Origin of the sequence: Ferranicluibacter rubi (genome assembly GCF_011603255.1) — a bacterium.
GTDB lineage: Bacteria > Pseudomonadota > Alphaproteobacteria > Rhizobiales > Rhizobiaceae > Ferranicluibacter > Ferranicluibacter rubi.
In genome coordinates this window covers 559,822-572,402 of record NZ_JAANCM010000001.1, presented here as the reverse complement: position 1 = coordinate 572,402, position 12,581 = coordinate 559,822, and the positions used below count along the sequence as shown (strand labels likewise).

12 protein-coding genes are annotated in these 12,581 nt (G+C 64.3%); 6 read left to right on the top strand and 6 right to left on the bottom strand.

Annotated features, from left to right (window positions below):
- Nucleotides 1–45: 45 nt before the first annotated feature.
- From G8E10_RS02700 to G8E10_RS02675, 6 genes are all read left to right on the top strand, one after another.
- Entirely contained in the window at nucleotides 46–1,323 is a 1,278-nt protein-coding gene (locus tag G8E10_RS02700) for an arsenic transporter (protein ID WP_167126599.1), read from the top strand.
- An 86-nt stretch (nucleotides 1,324–1,409) separates the two neighbouring features.
- On the top strand, nucleotides 1,410–3,032 hold the full coding sequence (abc-f, locus tag G8E10_RS02695) for a ribosomal protection-like ABC-F family protein (protein ID WP_132439856.1): 1,623 nt from the start codon (nucleotides 1,410–1,412) through the stop codon (nucleotides 3,030–3,032).
- Between the two features lie 180 nt (nucleotides 3,033–3,212).
- Nucleotides 3,213–4,082 carry a glycine betaine ABC transporter substrate-binding protein OsmF gene (osmF, locus tag G8E10_RS02690; protein WP_110800623.1) on the top strand — a complete coding sequence of 290 codons (870 nt, stop codon included), beginning with the start codon at nucleotides 3,213–3,215 and terminating at the stop codon, nucleotides 4,080–4,082.
- 182 nt (nucleotides 4,083–4,264) lie between these two features.
- A complete protein-coding gene (locus tag G8E10_RS02685) occupies nucleotides 4,265–5,431 on the top strand; it encodes an ABC transporter permease (RefSeq protein WP_167126596.1) in 1,167 nt (388 codons plus the stop codon).
- A complete protein-coding gene (locus tag G8E10_RS02680) occupies nucleotides 5,428–6,366 on the top strand; it encodes an ABC transporter ATP-binding protein (RefSeq protein ID WP_167126594.1) in 939 nt (312 codons plus the stop codon). The genes G8E10_RS02685 and G8E10_RS02680 overlap by 4 nt, the downstream gene beginning before the upstream one ends.
- Nucleotides 6,363–7,151 carry an ABC transporter permease gene (locus G8E10_RS02675; protein ID WP_167126592.1) on the top strand — a complete coding sequence of 263 codons (789 nt, stop codon included), beginning with the start codon at nucleotides 6,363–6,365 and terminating at the stop codon, nucleotides 7,149–7,151. The genes G8E10_RS02680 and G8E10_RS02675 overlap by 4 nt, the downstream gene beginning before the upstream one ends.
- A gap of 84 nt (nucleotides 7,152–7,235) precedes the next feature.
- On the opposite strand, the gene G8E10_RS02670 is transcribed toward G8E10_RS02675, so the two are convergent.
- From G8E10_RS02670 to G8E10_RS02645, 6 genes are all read right to left on the bottom strand, one after another.
- Nucleotides 7,236–7,478, bottom strand: coding sequence for a hypothetical protein (locus G8E10_RS02670; RefSeq protein WP_110727455.1), 243 nt, complete (start codon nucleotides 7,476–7,478; stop codon nucleotides 7,236–7,238).
- A gap of 112 nt (nucleotides 7,479–7,590) precedes the next feature.
- Complete coding sequence (locus G8E10_RS02665) at nucleotides 7,591–8,322, bottom strand: TfuA-like protein (protein WP_167126589.1); 732 nt, start codon at nucleotides 8,320–8,322, stop codon at nucleotides 7,591–7,593.
- Between the two features lie 13 nt (nucleotides 8,323–8,335).
- Nucleotides 8,336–9,505: a YcaO-like family protein gene (locus G8E10_RS02660; protein WP_167126586.1), complete on the bottom strand. Its 1,170-nt coding sequence runs from the start codon at nucleotides 9,503–9,505 to the stop codon at nucleotides 8,336–8,338.
- A gap of 5 nt (nucleotides 9,506–9,510) precedes the next feature.
- A complete protein-coding gene (locus G8E10_RS02655; RefSeq protein ID WP_092931565.1) occupies nucleotides 9,511–9,714 on the bottom strand; it encodes a hypothetical protein in 204 nt (67 codons plus the stop codon).
- 99 nt (nucleotides 9,715–9,813) lie between these two features.
- Entirely contained in the window at nucleotides 9,814–11,700 is a 1,887-nt protein-coding gene (locus tag G8E10_RS02650; RefSeq protein WP_167126583.1) for a hypothetical protein, read from the bottom strand.
- Nucleotides 11,700–12,149 carry a helix-turn-helix domain-containing protein gene (locus G8E10_RS02645; RefSeq protein ID WP_110727447.1) on the bottom strand — a complete coding sequence of 150 codons (450 nt, stop codon included), beginning with the start codon at nucleotides 12,147–12,149 and terminating at the stop codon, nucleotides 11,700–11,702. The genes G8E10_RS02650 and G8E10_RS02645 overlap by 1 nt, the downstream gene beginning before the upstream one ends.
- Between the last annotated feature and the right edge of the window lie 432 nt (nucleotides 12,150–12,581).

Sequence of the window (12,581 nt, the reverse complement as noted above, 5' to 3'; positions counted from 1 at the left end):
CCGCTTCCCCGCCGTCTCTCAAGCGTCAACACAGCCGGAAAACCCATGCCGACGTTCCTCTCCCCCGTCATGCTCACCTGGGGCATCTCAGCCCTTGCCGTCGCCGGCGTCATCACCCGGCCGTTCCGCCTGCCGGAGGCCGTCTGGGCCGTGGCGGGTGCGGCGGTCATCGCAGCGCTCGGCCTTATGCCGCTGTCGGCCGTCTGGAACGGCATCGCCCGAGGCACCGACGTCTATCTGTTTCTGATCGGCATGATGCTGTTGTCGGAGCTTGCGCGCAAGGAAGGCCTGTTCGACTGGCTGGCCGCCATCGCGACGCGGCATGCCAAGGGATCGCCGAAACGGTTGTTCTTCCTGATCTATGCGGTCGGCGTGCTCGTCACCGTGTTCCTCTCCAACGATGCCACGGCCGTGGTGCTGACGCCGGCCGTCTATGCCGCCACCCGCGCGGCGAAGGTCGCGAACCCGCTGCCCTACCTCCTGATCTGCGCTTTTATCGCCAATGCCGCGAGCTTCGTGCTGCCGATCTCCAACCCCGCCAACCTCGTCATCTTCGGGGGCGGCGAGATGCCGCCGCTCGGTGAATGGCTGCGCACCTTCACGCTGCCGTCCATCGTGGCGATCGTCGTCACCTATGCAGCGCTCGCCTTCACCCAGCGCCGTGCCATCGCCTCGGAAACGGTCGCCGCCGACGTGCCGACATCAACCTTGTCGCCCGCCGCCCGCGTTGCCGGCATCGGCCTTGCCCTGACGGCGGTCAGTCTCGTCATCGTCTCCGCGCTCGATCTCGACCTCGGCCTGCCCACCTTGGTTGCCGGCATCGCCACGACGCTCCTGATCGTCGTCGTCAACCGCGAGCCGCCCATCGACGTCGTCAAGGGTATTTCCTGGAGTGTCCTGCCGCTGGTCGCCGGCCTCTTCGTCATCGTGGAGGCGCTCAGCGGCACCGGGCTCGTCGGCATGCTCGGCGATTTGCTCGCCCGCAACGCGGCGACCTCGCCCGCGTGGACGGCGGGCGTCGCCGGCGTCAGTGTCGGCTTTGCGGCAAACCTCGTTAACAATCTCCCCGCCGGGCTCTTCGCCGGCAGCGCCGTTCAGGCTGCGGGTGCGCCAAGCCTCGTTGCCGCCGCCATCCTCATCGGCGTCGATCTCGGGCCCAATCTTTCCGTCACCGGCTCGCTCGCCACCATCCTCTGGCTCACCGCCCTGCGCCGCGAGGGCATCGAGGTCGGCACGTGGGCTTTCCTGAAGCTCGGGTCGGTGGTGATGATCCCGGCGCTCCTCCTCTCCATCGCCACCCTCATCGGCGCATCTCTGCTGTGACGCGCGTGCGCTGCAGCAAAAACCCGGGACAACAAGGTGATCCCGTGCCATAAGGCGACCCGAAACGCAGCCGGGCCCGACCGATCATGATCCGCATCGAAAACATCTCCAAGCAGAACAGCCACCGCCTCCTCTTCATCGAGGCCTCGGCGGCCCTCAACAAGGGCGAGAAGATCGGCCTCGTCGGCCCGAACGGCGCGGGAAAGACGACGCTGTTCCGCATGATCACCGGTTCGGAACTGCCCGACGAAGGCCAGGTCGCGACCGAAAAGAACGTGACGATCGGCTATTTCAACCAGGATGTCGGCGAGATGTCCGGCCGCAGCGCCGTCGCCGAGGTCATGGAGGGCGCGGGGCCGGTGAGCATCGTGGCGGCCGAGCTGCGCGAGCTGGAAGCGGCCATGTCCGACCCCGACCGCATGGACGAGATGGACGCGATCATCGAGCGTTACGGCGAGGTGCAGGGCCGTTACGAGGAGCTCGACGGCTATGCGCTGGAAGGCCGGGCCCGCGAAGTGCTCGACGGCCTGTCCTTCAGCCAGGAAATGATGGACGGCGATGTCGGCAAGCTCTCGGGCGGCTGGAAGATGCGCGTGGCGCTCGCCCGCATTCTTCTGATGCGGCCCGACGTCATGCTGCTCGACGAACCGAGCAACCATCTGGATCTCGAAAGCCTGATCTGGCTCGAAAGCTTCCTGAAGACCTATGACGGCGCGTTGCTGATGACGTCGCACGACCGTGAATTCATGAACCGCATCGTCACCAAGATCATCGAGATCGATGGCGGCTCGCTCACCAGCTATTCCGGCGATTACGGCTTCTATGAGCAGCAGCGGGCGCTGAGCGAAAAGCACCAGCAGGCGCAGTTCGAGCGTCAGCAGGCAATGCTCGCCAAGGAAATCAAGTTCATCGAGCGCTTCAAGGCGCGTGCCTCGCATGCCTCGCAGGTGCAGAGCCGCGTCAAGAAGCTCGAAAAGATCGACCGCGTCGAGCCACCCAAGCGCCGCCAGACGGTCGCCTTCGACTTCCTGCCGGCGCCGCGTTCCGGCGAAGACGTCGTCAACATCAGGCAGGTCCACAAGGCCTATGGCTCGAGGACGATCTATGACGGGCTCGACTTCATGGTTCGCCGCCGCGAGCGCTGGTGCATCATGGGCATCAACGGTGCCGGAAAATCGACGCTGCTGAAGCTCGTGACGGGCACGACGACACCCGACAAGGGTACCGTCACGGTCGGGGCCAGTGTCAAGGTCGGCTATTTCGCACAGCATGCGATGGATCTGCTCGACGGCGAGAGCACGGTTCTGCAGTGGCTGGAGGAGCAGTTCCCCAAGGCCGGGCAAGCGCCGCTCAGGGCCTTGTCGGGCTGCTTCGGCTTTTCCGGCGACGATGTCGACAAGCGCTGCCGGGTTCTCTCGGGTGGCGAAAAGGCGCGCCTCGTCATGGCGGCCATGCTGTTCGATCCGCCGAATTTCCTCGTGCTCGACGAGCCGACCAACCACCTCGACCTCGATACCAAGGAGATGCTGATTAAGGCGCTGTCGGCCTATGAGGGCACGATGCTGTTCGTCTCCCACGACCGTCATTTTCTCGCGGCGCTTTCCAACCGCGTGCTGGAGCTGACGCCGGACGGCATCCATCAGTATGGTGGCGGATATACCGAATATGTCGAGCGGACAGGGCAGGAGGCTCCCGGCATACACGTTTAGGCTGCGTTGAAACGAACCGGTCGCATTTTGCCCCGGGACCGCTCTGTTTTTCCTCCGATGTCGCCACATATGGCAGCTTATGCCGCGACGATCGCTGCCATCGCGTGGACGATAGGCTACCATCAGGGGAGAATTCACGTGCATCTCAAGTCTACACTCATCGCGGCTGCAGCCGCGGCCATGTCGTTTGCCGCCGCAGCCCAGGCCCAGGTCGTCGTGTCCTCCAAGATCGATACCGAAGGCGGCGTGCTCGGCAACATCATTCTGTCGGTCCTGAATGCGAACGGCATCAAGACGACGGACCGCGTGCAGCTCGGCGCGACGCCGGTCGTGCGCAAGGCAATCACCGCAGGCGAGATCGACATCTATCCGGAATATACGGGCAATGCGGCGTTCTTCTTCGAGAAGGCCGAAGACCCCGCCTGGAAGGATGCCGCCAAGGCCTATGAGGAAGCGAAGAAGCTCGATTACGATGCCAACAAGATCGTCTGGCTGACACCGTCGCCGGCCAACAACACCTGGGCCGTGGCGATCCGCAAGGATGTCGCCGACAGCGCCAAGGTCAAGACCTTCTCCGATTTCGGCAAATACGTCACGGATGGCGGCACGGTGAAGCTCGCGGCCTCCTCGGAGTTCGTGAATTCGGCAGCCGCCCTGCCGGCCTTCCAGACCACCTACGGCTTCACCCTGAAGCCCGAACAGCTAATCACGCTGTCCGGCGGCGACACTGCAGCCACCATCGCAGCCGCCGCCAACCAGACGAACGGCGCGAATGCGGCCATGGTCTACGGCACGGACGGCGGTATCGCACCGTCCGGTCTCGTGGTGCTGGAAGACGACAAGGGCGTCCAGCCCGTCTACCAGCCCGCCCCGATCATCCGCGAAGCCGTGCTGAAGGAAAACCCTCAGATCGAGACGCTTCTGAAGCCCGTCTTCGAGAAGCTCGATCTCGTGACCCTGCAGGACCTAAACGGTCGCGTGCAGGTGGGCGGTGAGCCGGCCAAGGCCGTGGCCGAAGACTTCCTGAAGAAGAATGGCTTTCTGAAGTAAGTGAATAGGCCGGGAGGCGTTGGTCTCCCGGCCTTCTCTCTGACATCGCACGATGATGGCGGACGGCGAGCGCATCGATCTCGGACGGTGCCCTCACGATGCAGCCTGCACCAGAATCAAAAGTCTCGGCGCCTGTAGCCGCTTGCAGCACCGGGCAATCCTTCCGAAACGTCAGGAGAGGCATGCGCATCCGCTTCGACAAGCTCGGCGTCCTAATCGCCATCCTCCTTGGCCTCGGCACGCTTCTTGCGCCGTTTGCGACGTTCCGCGCCAACCGGATCGTCCCTGGCAGCCCGCGCTCCATCCTCGAATCCTTGCCGCCCATCTGGGGAACGGCTCTGTTGATCGCCCTCGGCGTGGCGGCCGTGCTCGCCATCCTCAAGACATCGGCGGCAGCCAGGCTCGCTGTCGCCGCCCTCGGTCTGCTCGCGCTGATGCTGCTGATCGGCACGGCGGGAAGCTTCCTGACGCCGGAGGGCAATACCTATGCGCGGGTGTCCCCGGCATCCGGTTTCTGGACCCTGCTCTTCGCCTTCCTGCTGCTTGCGGCCGATGCCATTACGCGCATGAAGCCGAAGCCCACGGTTCGGGTGCTCCTGCTGGGCGTAACGCTCGGTGCGCTCGCCGCCATCCTCGCTTCCGGTCGGTGGGACGCGCTGTCGCTGCTCAAGGAATATTCCGGCCGGGCGGATGTCTTCTGGAACGAGGCGGCCAAGCATGTGACGCTTGCCATCGGCTCGCTCGTTGCCGCGGTCGTCGTCGGCCTGCCGCTCGGTATCCTCTGTCACCGCGTGCGGCCGCTGCGGGCCGGCGTGCTGAACGTCCTCAATCTCATCCAAACGATCCCCTCGATCGCACTTTTCGGTATCCTCATCGCGCCGCTCGGCTGGATCGCGGTCAACGTGCCCGGCGCCTACGCGATCGGCGTGCGCGGCATCGGCGCCGCACCGGCCTTCGTGGCGCTGTTTCTTTATTCGCTGCTGCCCGTCGTCGCCAACACGGTGGTGGGGCTTGCGGGCGTGCCCCGCGAGGCGAACGAGGCGGCACGCGGCATCGGCATGACGGGCGCGCAGCGCCTGCTGCGGGTCGAGTTTCCGCTGGCCCTGCCGGTCATCCTCACCGGTATCCGCATCGTCCTCGTCCAGAACATCGGCCTTGCGACCATCGCGGCGCTGATCGGCGGCGGCGGCTTCGGCGTCTTCGTCTTTCAGGGCATCGGCCAGACCGCCATGGATCTGGTGCTGCTCGGTGCGGTGCCGACCGTGCTGCTCGCCTTCGCCGCCGCCATCATCCTCGATGCCCTCATCGAAATCAACGCGCCGCTCAACCGCGCAGGCAGGACCGCATGATCGAGATCGACGGCATTACCAAGCGATATGGCGACAACATCGTCGTCAACAATGTCACGATGACCATCAACCCGCGGACCGTCACCGTGATCGTCGGCACATCCGGCTCCGGCAAGACGACGTTGCTGCGCATGATCAACCGCCTCGTCGAGCCGACCTCGGGCACGATTCGCCTCGACGGTGAGGACAACCGTGCCGTTCCCGGCTTCGAATTGCGCCGCCGCATCGGCTACGCCATCCAGGGCCATGGCCTGTTCCCGCATCGCACGGTGGCCGAAAATATTGCGACGGTGCCGGTGCTGCTCGGCTGGGAGACAGGGCGCATCAAGGCCAAGGTGGCCGAATTGCTGGCGCTGTTCCAGCTCGATCCGGAGACCTTCGCAGACCGCTTTCCGCATGAACTCTCGGGCGGACAGCAGCAACGTGTCGGCGTTGCCCGCGCGCTGGCGGCAGAGCCGAACGTGCTCCTCATGGACGAGCCCTTCGGCGCCCTCGATCCCATCATCCGCGCCAAGGCGCAGGAGGATCTGCTGGCGATCCAGCGTCTCCTCGGCACCACCATCATTCTCGTGACGCACGACATGGAGGAGGCGTTCTACCTCGCGGACCGTATCGCCGTCATGGACAAGGGCGAACTCGTGCAGTACGGGCCGCCGGCCGAGCTGGTCGAGCGCCCTGCGACGGATTTCGTCGAGACATTGATCGGCGCCACGGAGCGTCCGTTCCGCATGCTGTCGATCGAGACGGCGGGCGCCGCTGTCGAACCCGGAGATGCGCAAGGCGCCGCCATCGCCGCAGCGACGACCCAGCGGGATGCGCTTGCCGAACTTCTGTGGAGCGGCCGGGACGCCGCACCGATCATAGGCGCCGACGGTCAGCCGATCGGCCGCATCACGCTCGATGGGCTGGTCCGGCGTGCTGCGAGGCGCCGATGACGGTTTCTCCCACGACGGCCGACCGTGCAGCGGCACGTCCACGGGCAAGAGCGTGGATACCGCTCGCCCTGCGGGCGCTGCTGCTTGGCACGCTTCTCACCTTCCTCGTCGCGCCCTCGATCTTCGAGCCGATCCTGAAGCCGCTGGTTCAGGACAATGCACCGGCGATCTACAATCAGGGGAGCCTCTTCACCCTGACGCTGCTGCACCTGCGCATCGTCGCCATTGCCACGACGGCGGCTATTCTGGTTGCGGTCACCCTCGCCATTCTCGTGACGCGGCCGTTCGGAGCGGAGTTTCTCGCTTTGTCGCGCAGCCTCGTCAATGTCGGGCAGACCTTTCCCCCGGTCGCGGTCCTTGCTCTTTCGGTGCCCGCCCTCGGCTTCGGGGAGAAGCCGACGCTGGTGGCGCTCTTTCTCTATGGTTTGCTGCCTATCTTCGAAAACACCCTGACGGCGCTGACCACTCTGCCGCCAGCCGTAATGGAGGCCGCGCGGGGTGCCGGCATGACGGACAGGCAGCGTCTGTTCCGGGTCGAGCTTCCGCTTGCAGCCCCGGTCATTCTCGCCGGGATCCGGCTGTCGATCACCGTCAGCCTCGCTACGGCGACGATCGGCTCGACCGTTGCGGCGCGGACCCTTGGCGAGGTCATCATTGCCGGCCTCCAGTCCAACAACCTCGCCTTCATCCTGCAAGGTGGCCTCATCGTCGGCGCGCTCGCCGTGCTCATCTACGATGGTCTCTCGGCGCTGGAAGCCCGCCTGCGCCGCCGCGCCGGCCTCTGATGGGCCCAGACAAGAAAGCCCCGGCCGGAGGCCGAGGCGACGTAGTCCGTTCGTAACCGGACGAAGGCAAAGCCATAATGGCAATTAATGCGCGCGGAGCCTCTGCAGGCTCGAATCGGGGAAGGCGAGACCATCGAAGGTGCTGTCGCCTTCCTGCAGGACCGAGCGCAAAGCGAGATCGAGGCAATGCACCGCATTTTCCATATTGAGATCGATCGCATTCTGCCGGGCGAACACGATCAGTCGGGCGAGGGCCCGGACTTCCTGAGGGTCTCGCTCTGCGTGAGCGACGTCGATATGTTCCGCGTGCGGGTTGCTGAGTGTCATGTTCCAAGCCGTTCCGTTGTCCCGGAATGACTGTAGCGACTGACGCAGGAAATCGCGCGTGACACAGCCGTGACATGCAAAGCGTGACCTGTCACAAGCCCGTGAAGGTTCTTCAAAACATTAGAAGTTTCGCATTTTCGCGGTCCACAAGGTCCCGCCAGAGTGTCGTCTCCTGGAAAACCCAATCAGGCCTTTCGTGCGACCGTCCGACGTCGTGTGCTTTCATCGCGGCGACCAGAAGCAGGGCGTCCTCACGCTTCTTGTTGCGCGCGCAGGCCTTCAGTTCCGCTTCGAGCCGCTTGCGAAGCGTTATGTCCGGCAGCGCGACGCGATCGGCGATCGCCCGCCATGTCCGCTCCTTGAAATACAGCTGTCGTGCTGCCGCCTCGATCCGGTTGCAGAGATCCGGCGTAAGGCTGGCCGGCAGATCGGGCTGCTGCAGCGTGGCGAGGATATTGACCAGAGGTTCGGTAAGGCTCACCCATCCCAGCTCCGCGGGCGCGTGAAGCTGCGCCACATCGGCATCGTCCACCAGCGTGCCATCGGCATAGGCCTGCGCAATGGTGCCGACGCCGACCATTCCGAAGGCACGGCACTCCGCAGCCCGCAGAGCCCCCATGCTGGCGGCACCGAAGACGGCGACACCCTCGGACAATGCGTAGAGGATCTCCTTGTGCCAGACCGGCGCCGTATATTCGAACCCGCCATCGACCAGACCGATCGCGGCGGCACCATCGCGCACGGCGCGATAGAGATCGCCCTGGATCGCCGGCGGCCGGATGTCGAGGCCGGGCGCGACCCGCGCGGCATCCGGCAGAGTCGGCCCGATGAACAGAACCTTCATGCTCGCCTCATCATCATTGTGTCAGTGCTTGGCGGAGCGCGCGCGTCCCGTATCGCTGCCGGCGCTTTCCCTCGGGATTTTCGAGCGCGGGTGCGAGAACCTTCACGACGGCAAAGGGAAGGTCGGGGCGGGAGAGCCGCACCGCGATCATCGGGCCGGCACGCCGCGCATGGAGATGGTCGATCAGAGTTTCGGGCGTGCGCGAAGGCCGGTCAACGAAGTCCCGAGCGCCGGGCACTGCCATCATGGTCTGTCGGGTGCTGTCCGCCAAGGGTCGGTCGTAGTCGGCGGGAAACACGTCGTCCCGCGCACCGCTGATATAGGTCAGGCGCGACTGGGCGCTTTCCGTCATGGCCCGGAGGGCGGCCTGCCGGGGCAGGGGGTGCGCGCCGCATCCGAAGGTCACGTCCACATGCCGCAGCCGCCCCGAGAAGGACGTTCCGCCAGGGCCCAGGAACGCGGCGAAGCAGGGAATATCGAGGTCGCCGGTCACGTCGAACAGACGCAGCGTCAGTCCCGCATCCGCGATTTGGCGTTCCAGTTCGTGAATGGCAGGGCAATCGAAACCGGCAGTGTCCACGCAGGTCGCCTGTCGCGCCGCCTGGGGGCGCAACTGCCAGAGCGCATGCGCATCGCGTTCCACGCGCTCCATCAGCCCATGAAGGATCGCCTCCTCCAGCGTGTTGCCGGAGGCAAGCCCATCGGAGGATTGCCAGTAGCGGCTGTCCCGGATCGTTCGGTCGAGGACGACGGCCTGCCAAGGCACGAAGATCGTCTCGCCGCTCACGAGATCCTGCCCCGCGACCCAGTCCGTTTCCTTGTCTGCCGAAAGCGGATCATGACCGGATGACACCAATCCCGCCAGCGCATGAAAAGCCTGTCCGCGGCGCGTCAGGTCCGCCATGCTCGCTTTAAGCACCGCCACAGCGGGATCGCAGGCGACCGCCCGTTCCAGTGCTTCCATGACGGCGGATGTCCGTGCATCCGCATCCGTCGCACCCTTGCCCTGCGCCACGACGATGGATTTGGCATTGGGCGTGTAGGCGCACCAGACGGGAATACCGATGCGGTCGAGCGAGGTATGCCGCGCGACCCGTGTAATGCCGAAATCGGCGAGAAAAGGTGCAACGCGGTCGAAGGTCTCGGCCGCGGTGCACTGTCTGGCAAAGCTTTGAAGGCGCAATGGCGTCAGTCGAAGAGGCCGGAGAAGGCCTTGTCGGCCGGATCGAGCGCGACGGCGAAGTCCACGCCGCGGATGAACGGCGCGCTGGACGAGCGCAGTTCGCCGGCTCGACCGTCCGTGTCTTCAAGCGGCTTTACAGTGCCCGCCTCGACATCGGCGACATAGAGCTGGCTATCCCCGGGAAAGCCGAAAACAACAGTTTTGGACATGCGATTTCCTTCATGGCGAGAATGAAAAGACAACCGGTTGCGGCCTGAGGTTGAGGGCAGCAGAGGCGGTCTCGGCAGGATCGACAGGCGATTCTGCCGTTAATATCCTGCCCTTGAAAGACCTTCACGGTAAAGCTCTTTCTGCCAGGTTTCGCGTATCGGTAGAACCGACAGCCAGCGGTCGAGGTCGAAATGCGGATTGGCTTCGCGATCCTTGCGTCGGTATCGACGCGCCGTCGGGATGTCTCCGAGCATGGCGAAGGCGGCCGCTCTCAGCCGATCGGCCGAGGACTGGTGGGCCATTCTGCCGATGTAGTCGATGGCATCCTGATAATGGCCGACGAAGTAGCTCGCACCCGCCGCACTCCAGAAATAATCGTCCGGGCTCAGCGGATTGAGCTCGATCGCCCGTTTTATCTTGCGCAGGCCCTCATCGGGCCGCGAGGCATGAACGAGCGAGTCGGCATAGCTGTAGATCGCATCCGCGTAATGCGGGCTGAGGGCCTCCGCGCGCGCTAAGGCCTCGAGGCTCTCGTCGAGGTCGCCGAGATAGAGCTTCGCAACGCCGAGTTCCTTGTAGCCGGCAGCACTTTCGGGGTCCTGCTCGATGGCAAGCCGGGCATGGTCCTCTGCCTTGTGGAGAAGGCCCTTGTCACCGCGCGCCGTCAGCACCCACTCCAGCGAATAGGTGCGTGCGAGCCCGACAAAGCTCGGTGCGAAGTCCCGCCGATACTGAAGCGCCTCGCGAAAGCCGCGACGTGCGCCACGAATGGAGGGCAGGGAAAGGTCCTTCGTCTGGCGGGCGCCGGAGAGATAGGCGCGATAGGCATCGGGGTGATGTTCGTATTCGACCAGGGGATTCTGATTGCGCTGCAGTTCCGTCGCGATGCTGTCCGCGATGATCGTCGCGATCACCTTGCGGTGCGAGGAAAAGGGAACGTCGAGGTCGAAGCGCTGCGCCCAGATGACCCGATCGAGCGGAACGAAGATGATCTGTACCATCAGGCCTTCCGCGCAGAGTGTCGTATCCACGAGATAGGAGACGGCATGCGTTTCCAGCATGGCGATCTTGTCGTTGCTTTCCTGGATCCGCTTGGCGGTGTGGGGCGCGACGATCGAGATGTTGCGCAGGGTGCAGAGGCTGATGGCGATGTCGTCGATCAGGGCGGCGACCGTTCCGGTGAGTGTCCGCGATGCGCCGACCCGCAAGGCCGGCGGCAAGAGCGCCAGTCTCGGCAGCGATGCCGTTACCGTCAGCGCGCGTTGCACGCGCGGCACGACCTGGGCGTAGACGGGCAGGCGCGTGTCCGATGACGTGCTTCCGGGCGTGGCCGTCGCTCTTAGGGTCGGCAGCGAGGCCTGCCCGTCGGCGGTCGAGAGCATCGCCTGCCGTGCCGACGGAGCATTGTCCTCAAGAAGGGCCCGAACCGGCTCGTCATGCACATTGCGCTCGAGGAGCAGAAAGGCAGCTTCCCGCATCGCTGCGGTATCCGGGCTGGCAGAGGCCTCGCCGGGAAGGGAAAGCAGCCGCTCGCGCAGGCAGTGATAATGCGTATCGATCTGCAGATCGGCCCAGCGGCGCAGGGGGCCGTCCGGGAGCTTGCCGCCGAGGAAGCGTTCCCGAAGCAGCGCCAGCATGGTTTCGAGCGACGTCTCGTCTCGCCGGAAGCAGCCGGCATCTATGGTCAGGCGCTGTCCGTCGTCACCCAGCGTGATGGATGTGTCGTCGATATCGAGAATCACGCTGCGATAGGCTAACTGCGCCTTGCGAATGCGCGAGACCATCTTGCGCAGGTTTATGTGCTGCGCCTCCCGGTCAGCCTCCGGCCAGAGAAGGGCCGAGGCTTCGTCCCGTCGCAGGACGGGACGGTCTCCCAGGCGCAGCATGCAGACGAGCAACAGGGCCTTCTGCGGAAAGGCGAGGTCTTCGCCGCACGCCGTTTTCAGGGCCAGATTGCCGAAGGTCTGCAGCCGCAGCGGTGACATCAGGAGGCGTTGGCGGAAGCCTGCACGGCGGGAGCATCCGCCGGCTGCCGGGCGGCAGCCTCTTCGCCCTGCGCCAGCGACGTCACGAGGGCGACGACCGTCTTGCGGATGTCGGGGCTCTTGATGGAGGAGAACGCCTTGTTGAGCGACAGGCCTTCGCGCGTGGACAGAAACGCATTGACCGCGTCGAAATCCGCGGCTTCCGGCCGGGTTTGGTCGCTCGGGTTGTCCTGAAAGAAGTAGCTGATCGGCACGCTCAGAATGTCGGCGGCGGCCTGAAGCCGGCTTGCGCCCATCCGGTTCACGCCCTTCTCATACTTCTGGATCTGCTGGAAGGTAATGCCCAGCCGGTCGCCCAGCGCCGTCTGGCTCATCCCGAGGATAAGCCGGCGCGCACGAACACGACCTCCGACGTAAATATCGATCGCATGGGGGGCCTTCGCGTTCATAGTCGCTCCTGCAGAAATACCGGCTGAATTCTCGTTTGCGCGAGAATGTATGATTTTTCAGAAAGAGCAATGAATTTCCCGCAGGGTTGCGACTGCGAGCTCACGGCACTTCTGGTTAGCAACCGATAACGTTTTCCGCCTCGATCCGCTACCCTTTTTGGCAAGCAAGCAGATCGTCATGTTCGAGGATTGACACGCGCCATTGTCTCGAATGTCGAAAGCTTAACGATATGCAGACACCGCCAACGCTGCTCCGGGCTCACATAAACCCTTATATTGGGACCCCTATATCTGGAGGTGCGAGAGCCGCTTTGGAAACGATGAAGATTTGGTCAATATCGGTGGCTCATTTCGAGCGGTATGTTCCAGCTGCATAGCTGCACTGCAATATCACGACTTTCGGATCTTCGGTTTTACCGTATGATGGTCCTC

Excerpts from the sequence above, each read along its gene's own strand:
- G8E10_RS02700 (WP_167126599.1), top strand. The coding sequence starts at position 46 with ATGCCGACGTTCCTCTCCCCCGTCATGCTCACCTGGGGCATCTCAGCC.
- abc-f (WP_132439856.1), top strand. The coding sequence starts at position 1,410 with ATGATCCGCATCGAAAACATCTCCAAGCAGAACAGCCACCGCCTCCTC.
- osmF (WP_110800623.1), top strand. The coding sequence starts at position 3,213 with ATGTCGTTTGCCGCCGCAGCCCAGGCCCAGGTCGTCGTGTCCTCCAAG.
- G8E10_RS02685 (WP_167126596.1), top strand. The coding sequence starts at position 4,265 with ATGCGCATCCGCTTCGACAAGCTCGGCGTCCTAATCGCCATCCTCCTT.
- G8E10_RS02680 (WP_167126594.1), top strand. The coding sequence starts at position 5,428 with ATGATCGAGATCGACGGCATTACCAAGCGATATGGCGACAACATCGTC.
- G8E10_RS02675 (WP_167126592.1), top strand. The coding sequence starts at position 6,363 with ATGACGGTTTCTCCCACGACGGCCGACCGTGCAGCGGCACGTCCACGG.
- G8E10_RS02670 (WP_110727455.1), bottom strand. The coding sequence starts at position 7,478 with ATGACACTCAGCAACCCGCACGCGGAACATATCGACGTCGCTCACGCA.
- G8E10_RS02665 (WP_167126589.1), bottom strand. The coding sequence starts at position 8,322 with ATGAAGGTTCTGTTCATCGGGCCGACTCTGCCGGATGCCGCGCGGGTC.
- G8E10_RS02655 (WP_092931565.1), bottom strand. The coding sequence starts at position 9,714 with ATGTCCAAAACTGTTGTTTTCGGCTTTCCCGGGGATAGCCAGCTCTAT.
- G8E10_RS02650 (WP_167126583.1), bottom strand. The coding sequence starts at position 11,700 with ATGTCACCGCTGCGGCTGCAGACCTTCGGCAATCTGGCCCTGAAAACG.
- G8E10_RS02645 (WP_110727447.1), bottom strand. The coding sequence starts at position 12,149 with ATGAACGCGAAGGCCCCCCATGCGATCGATATTTACGTCGGAGGTCGT.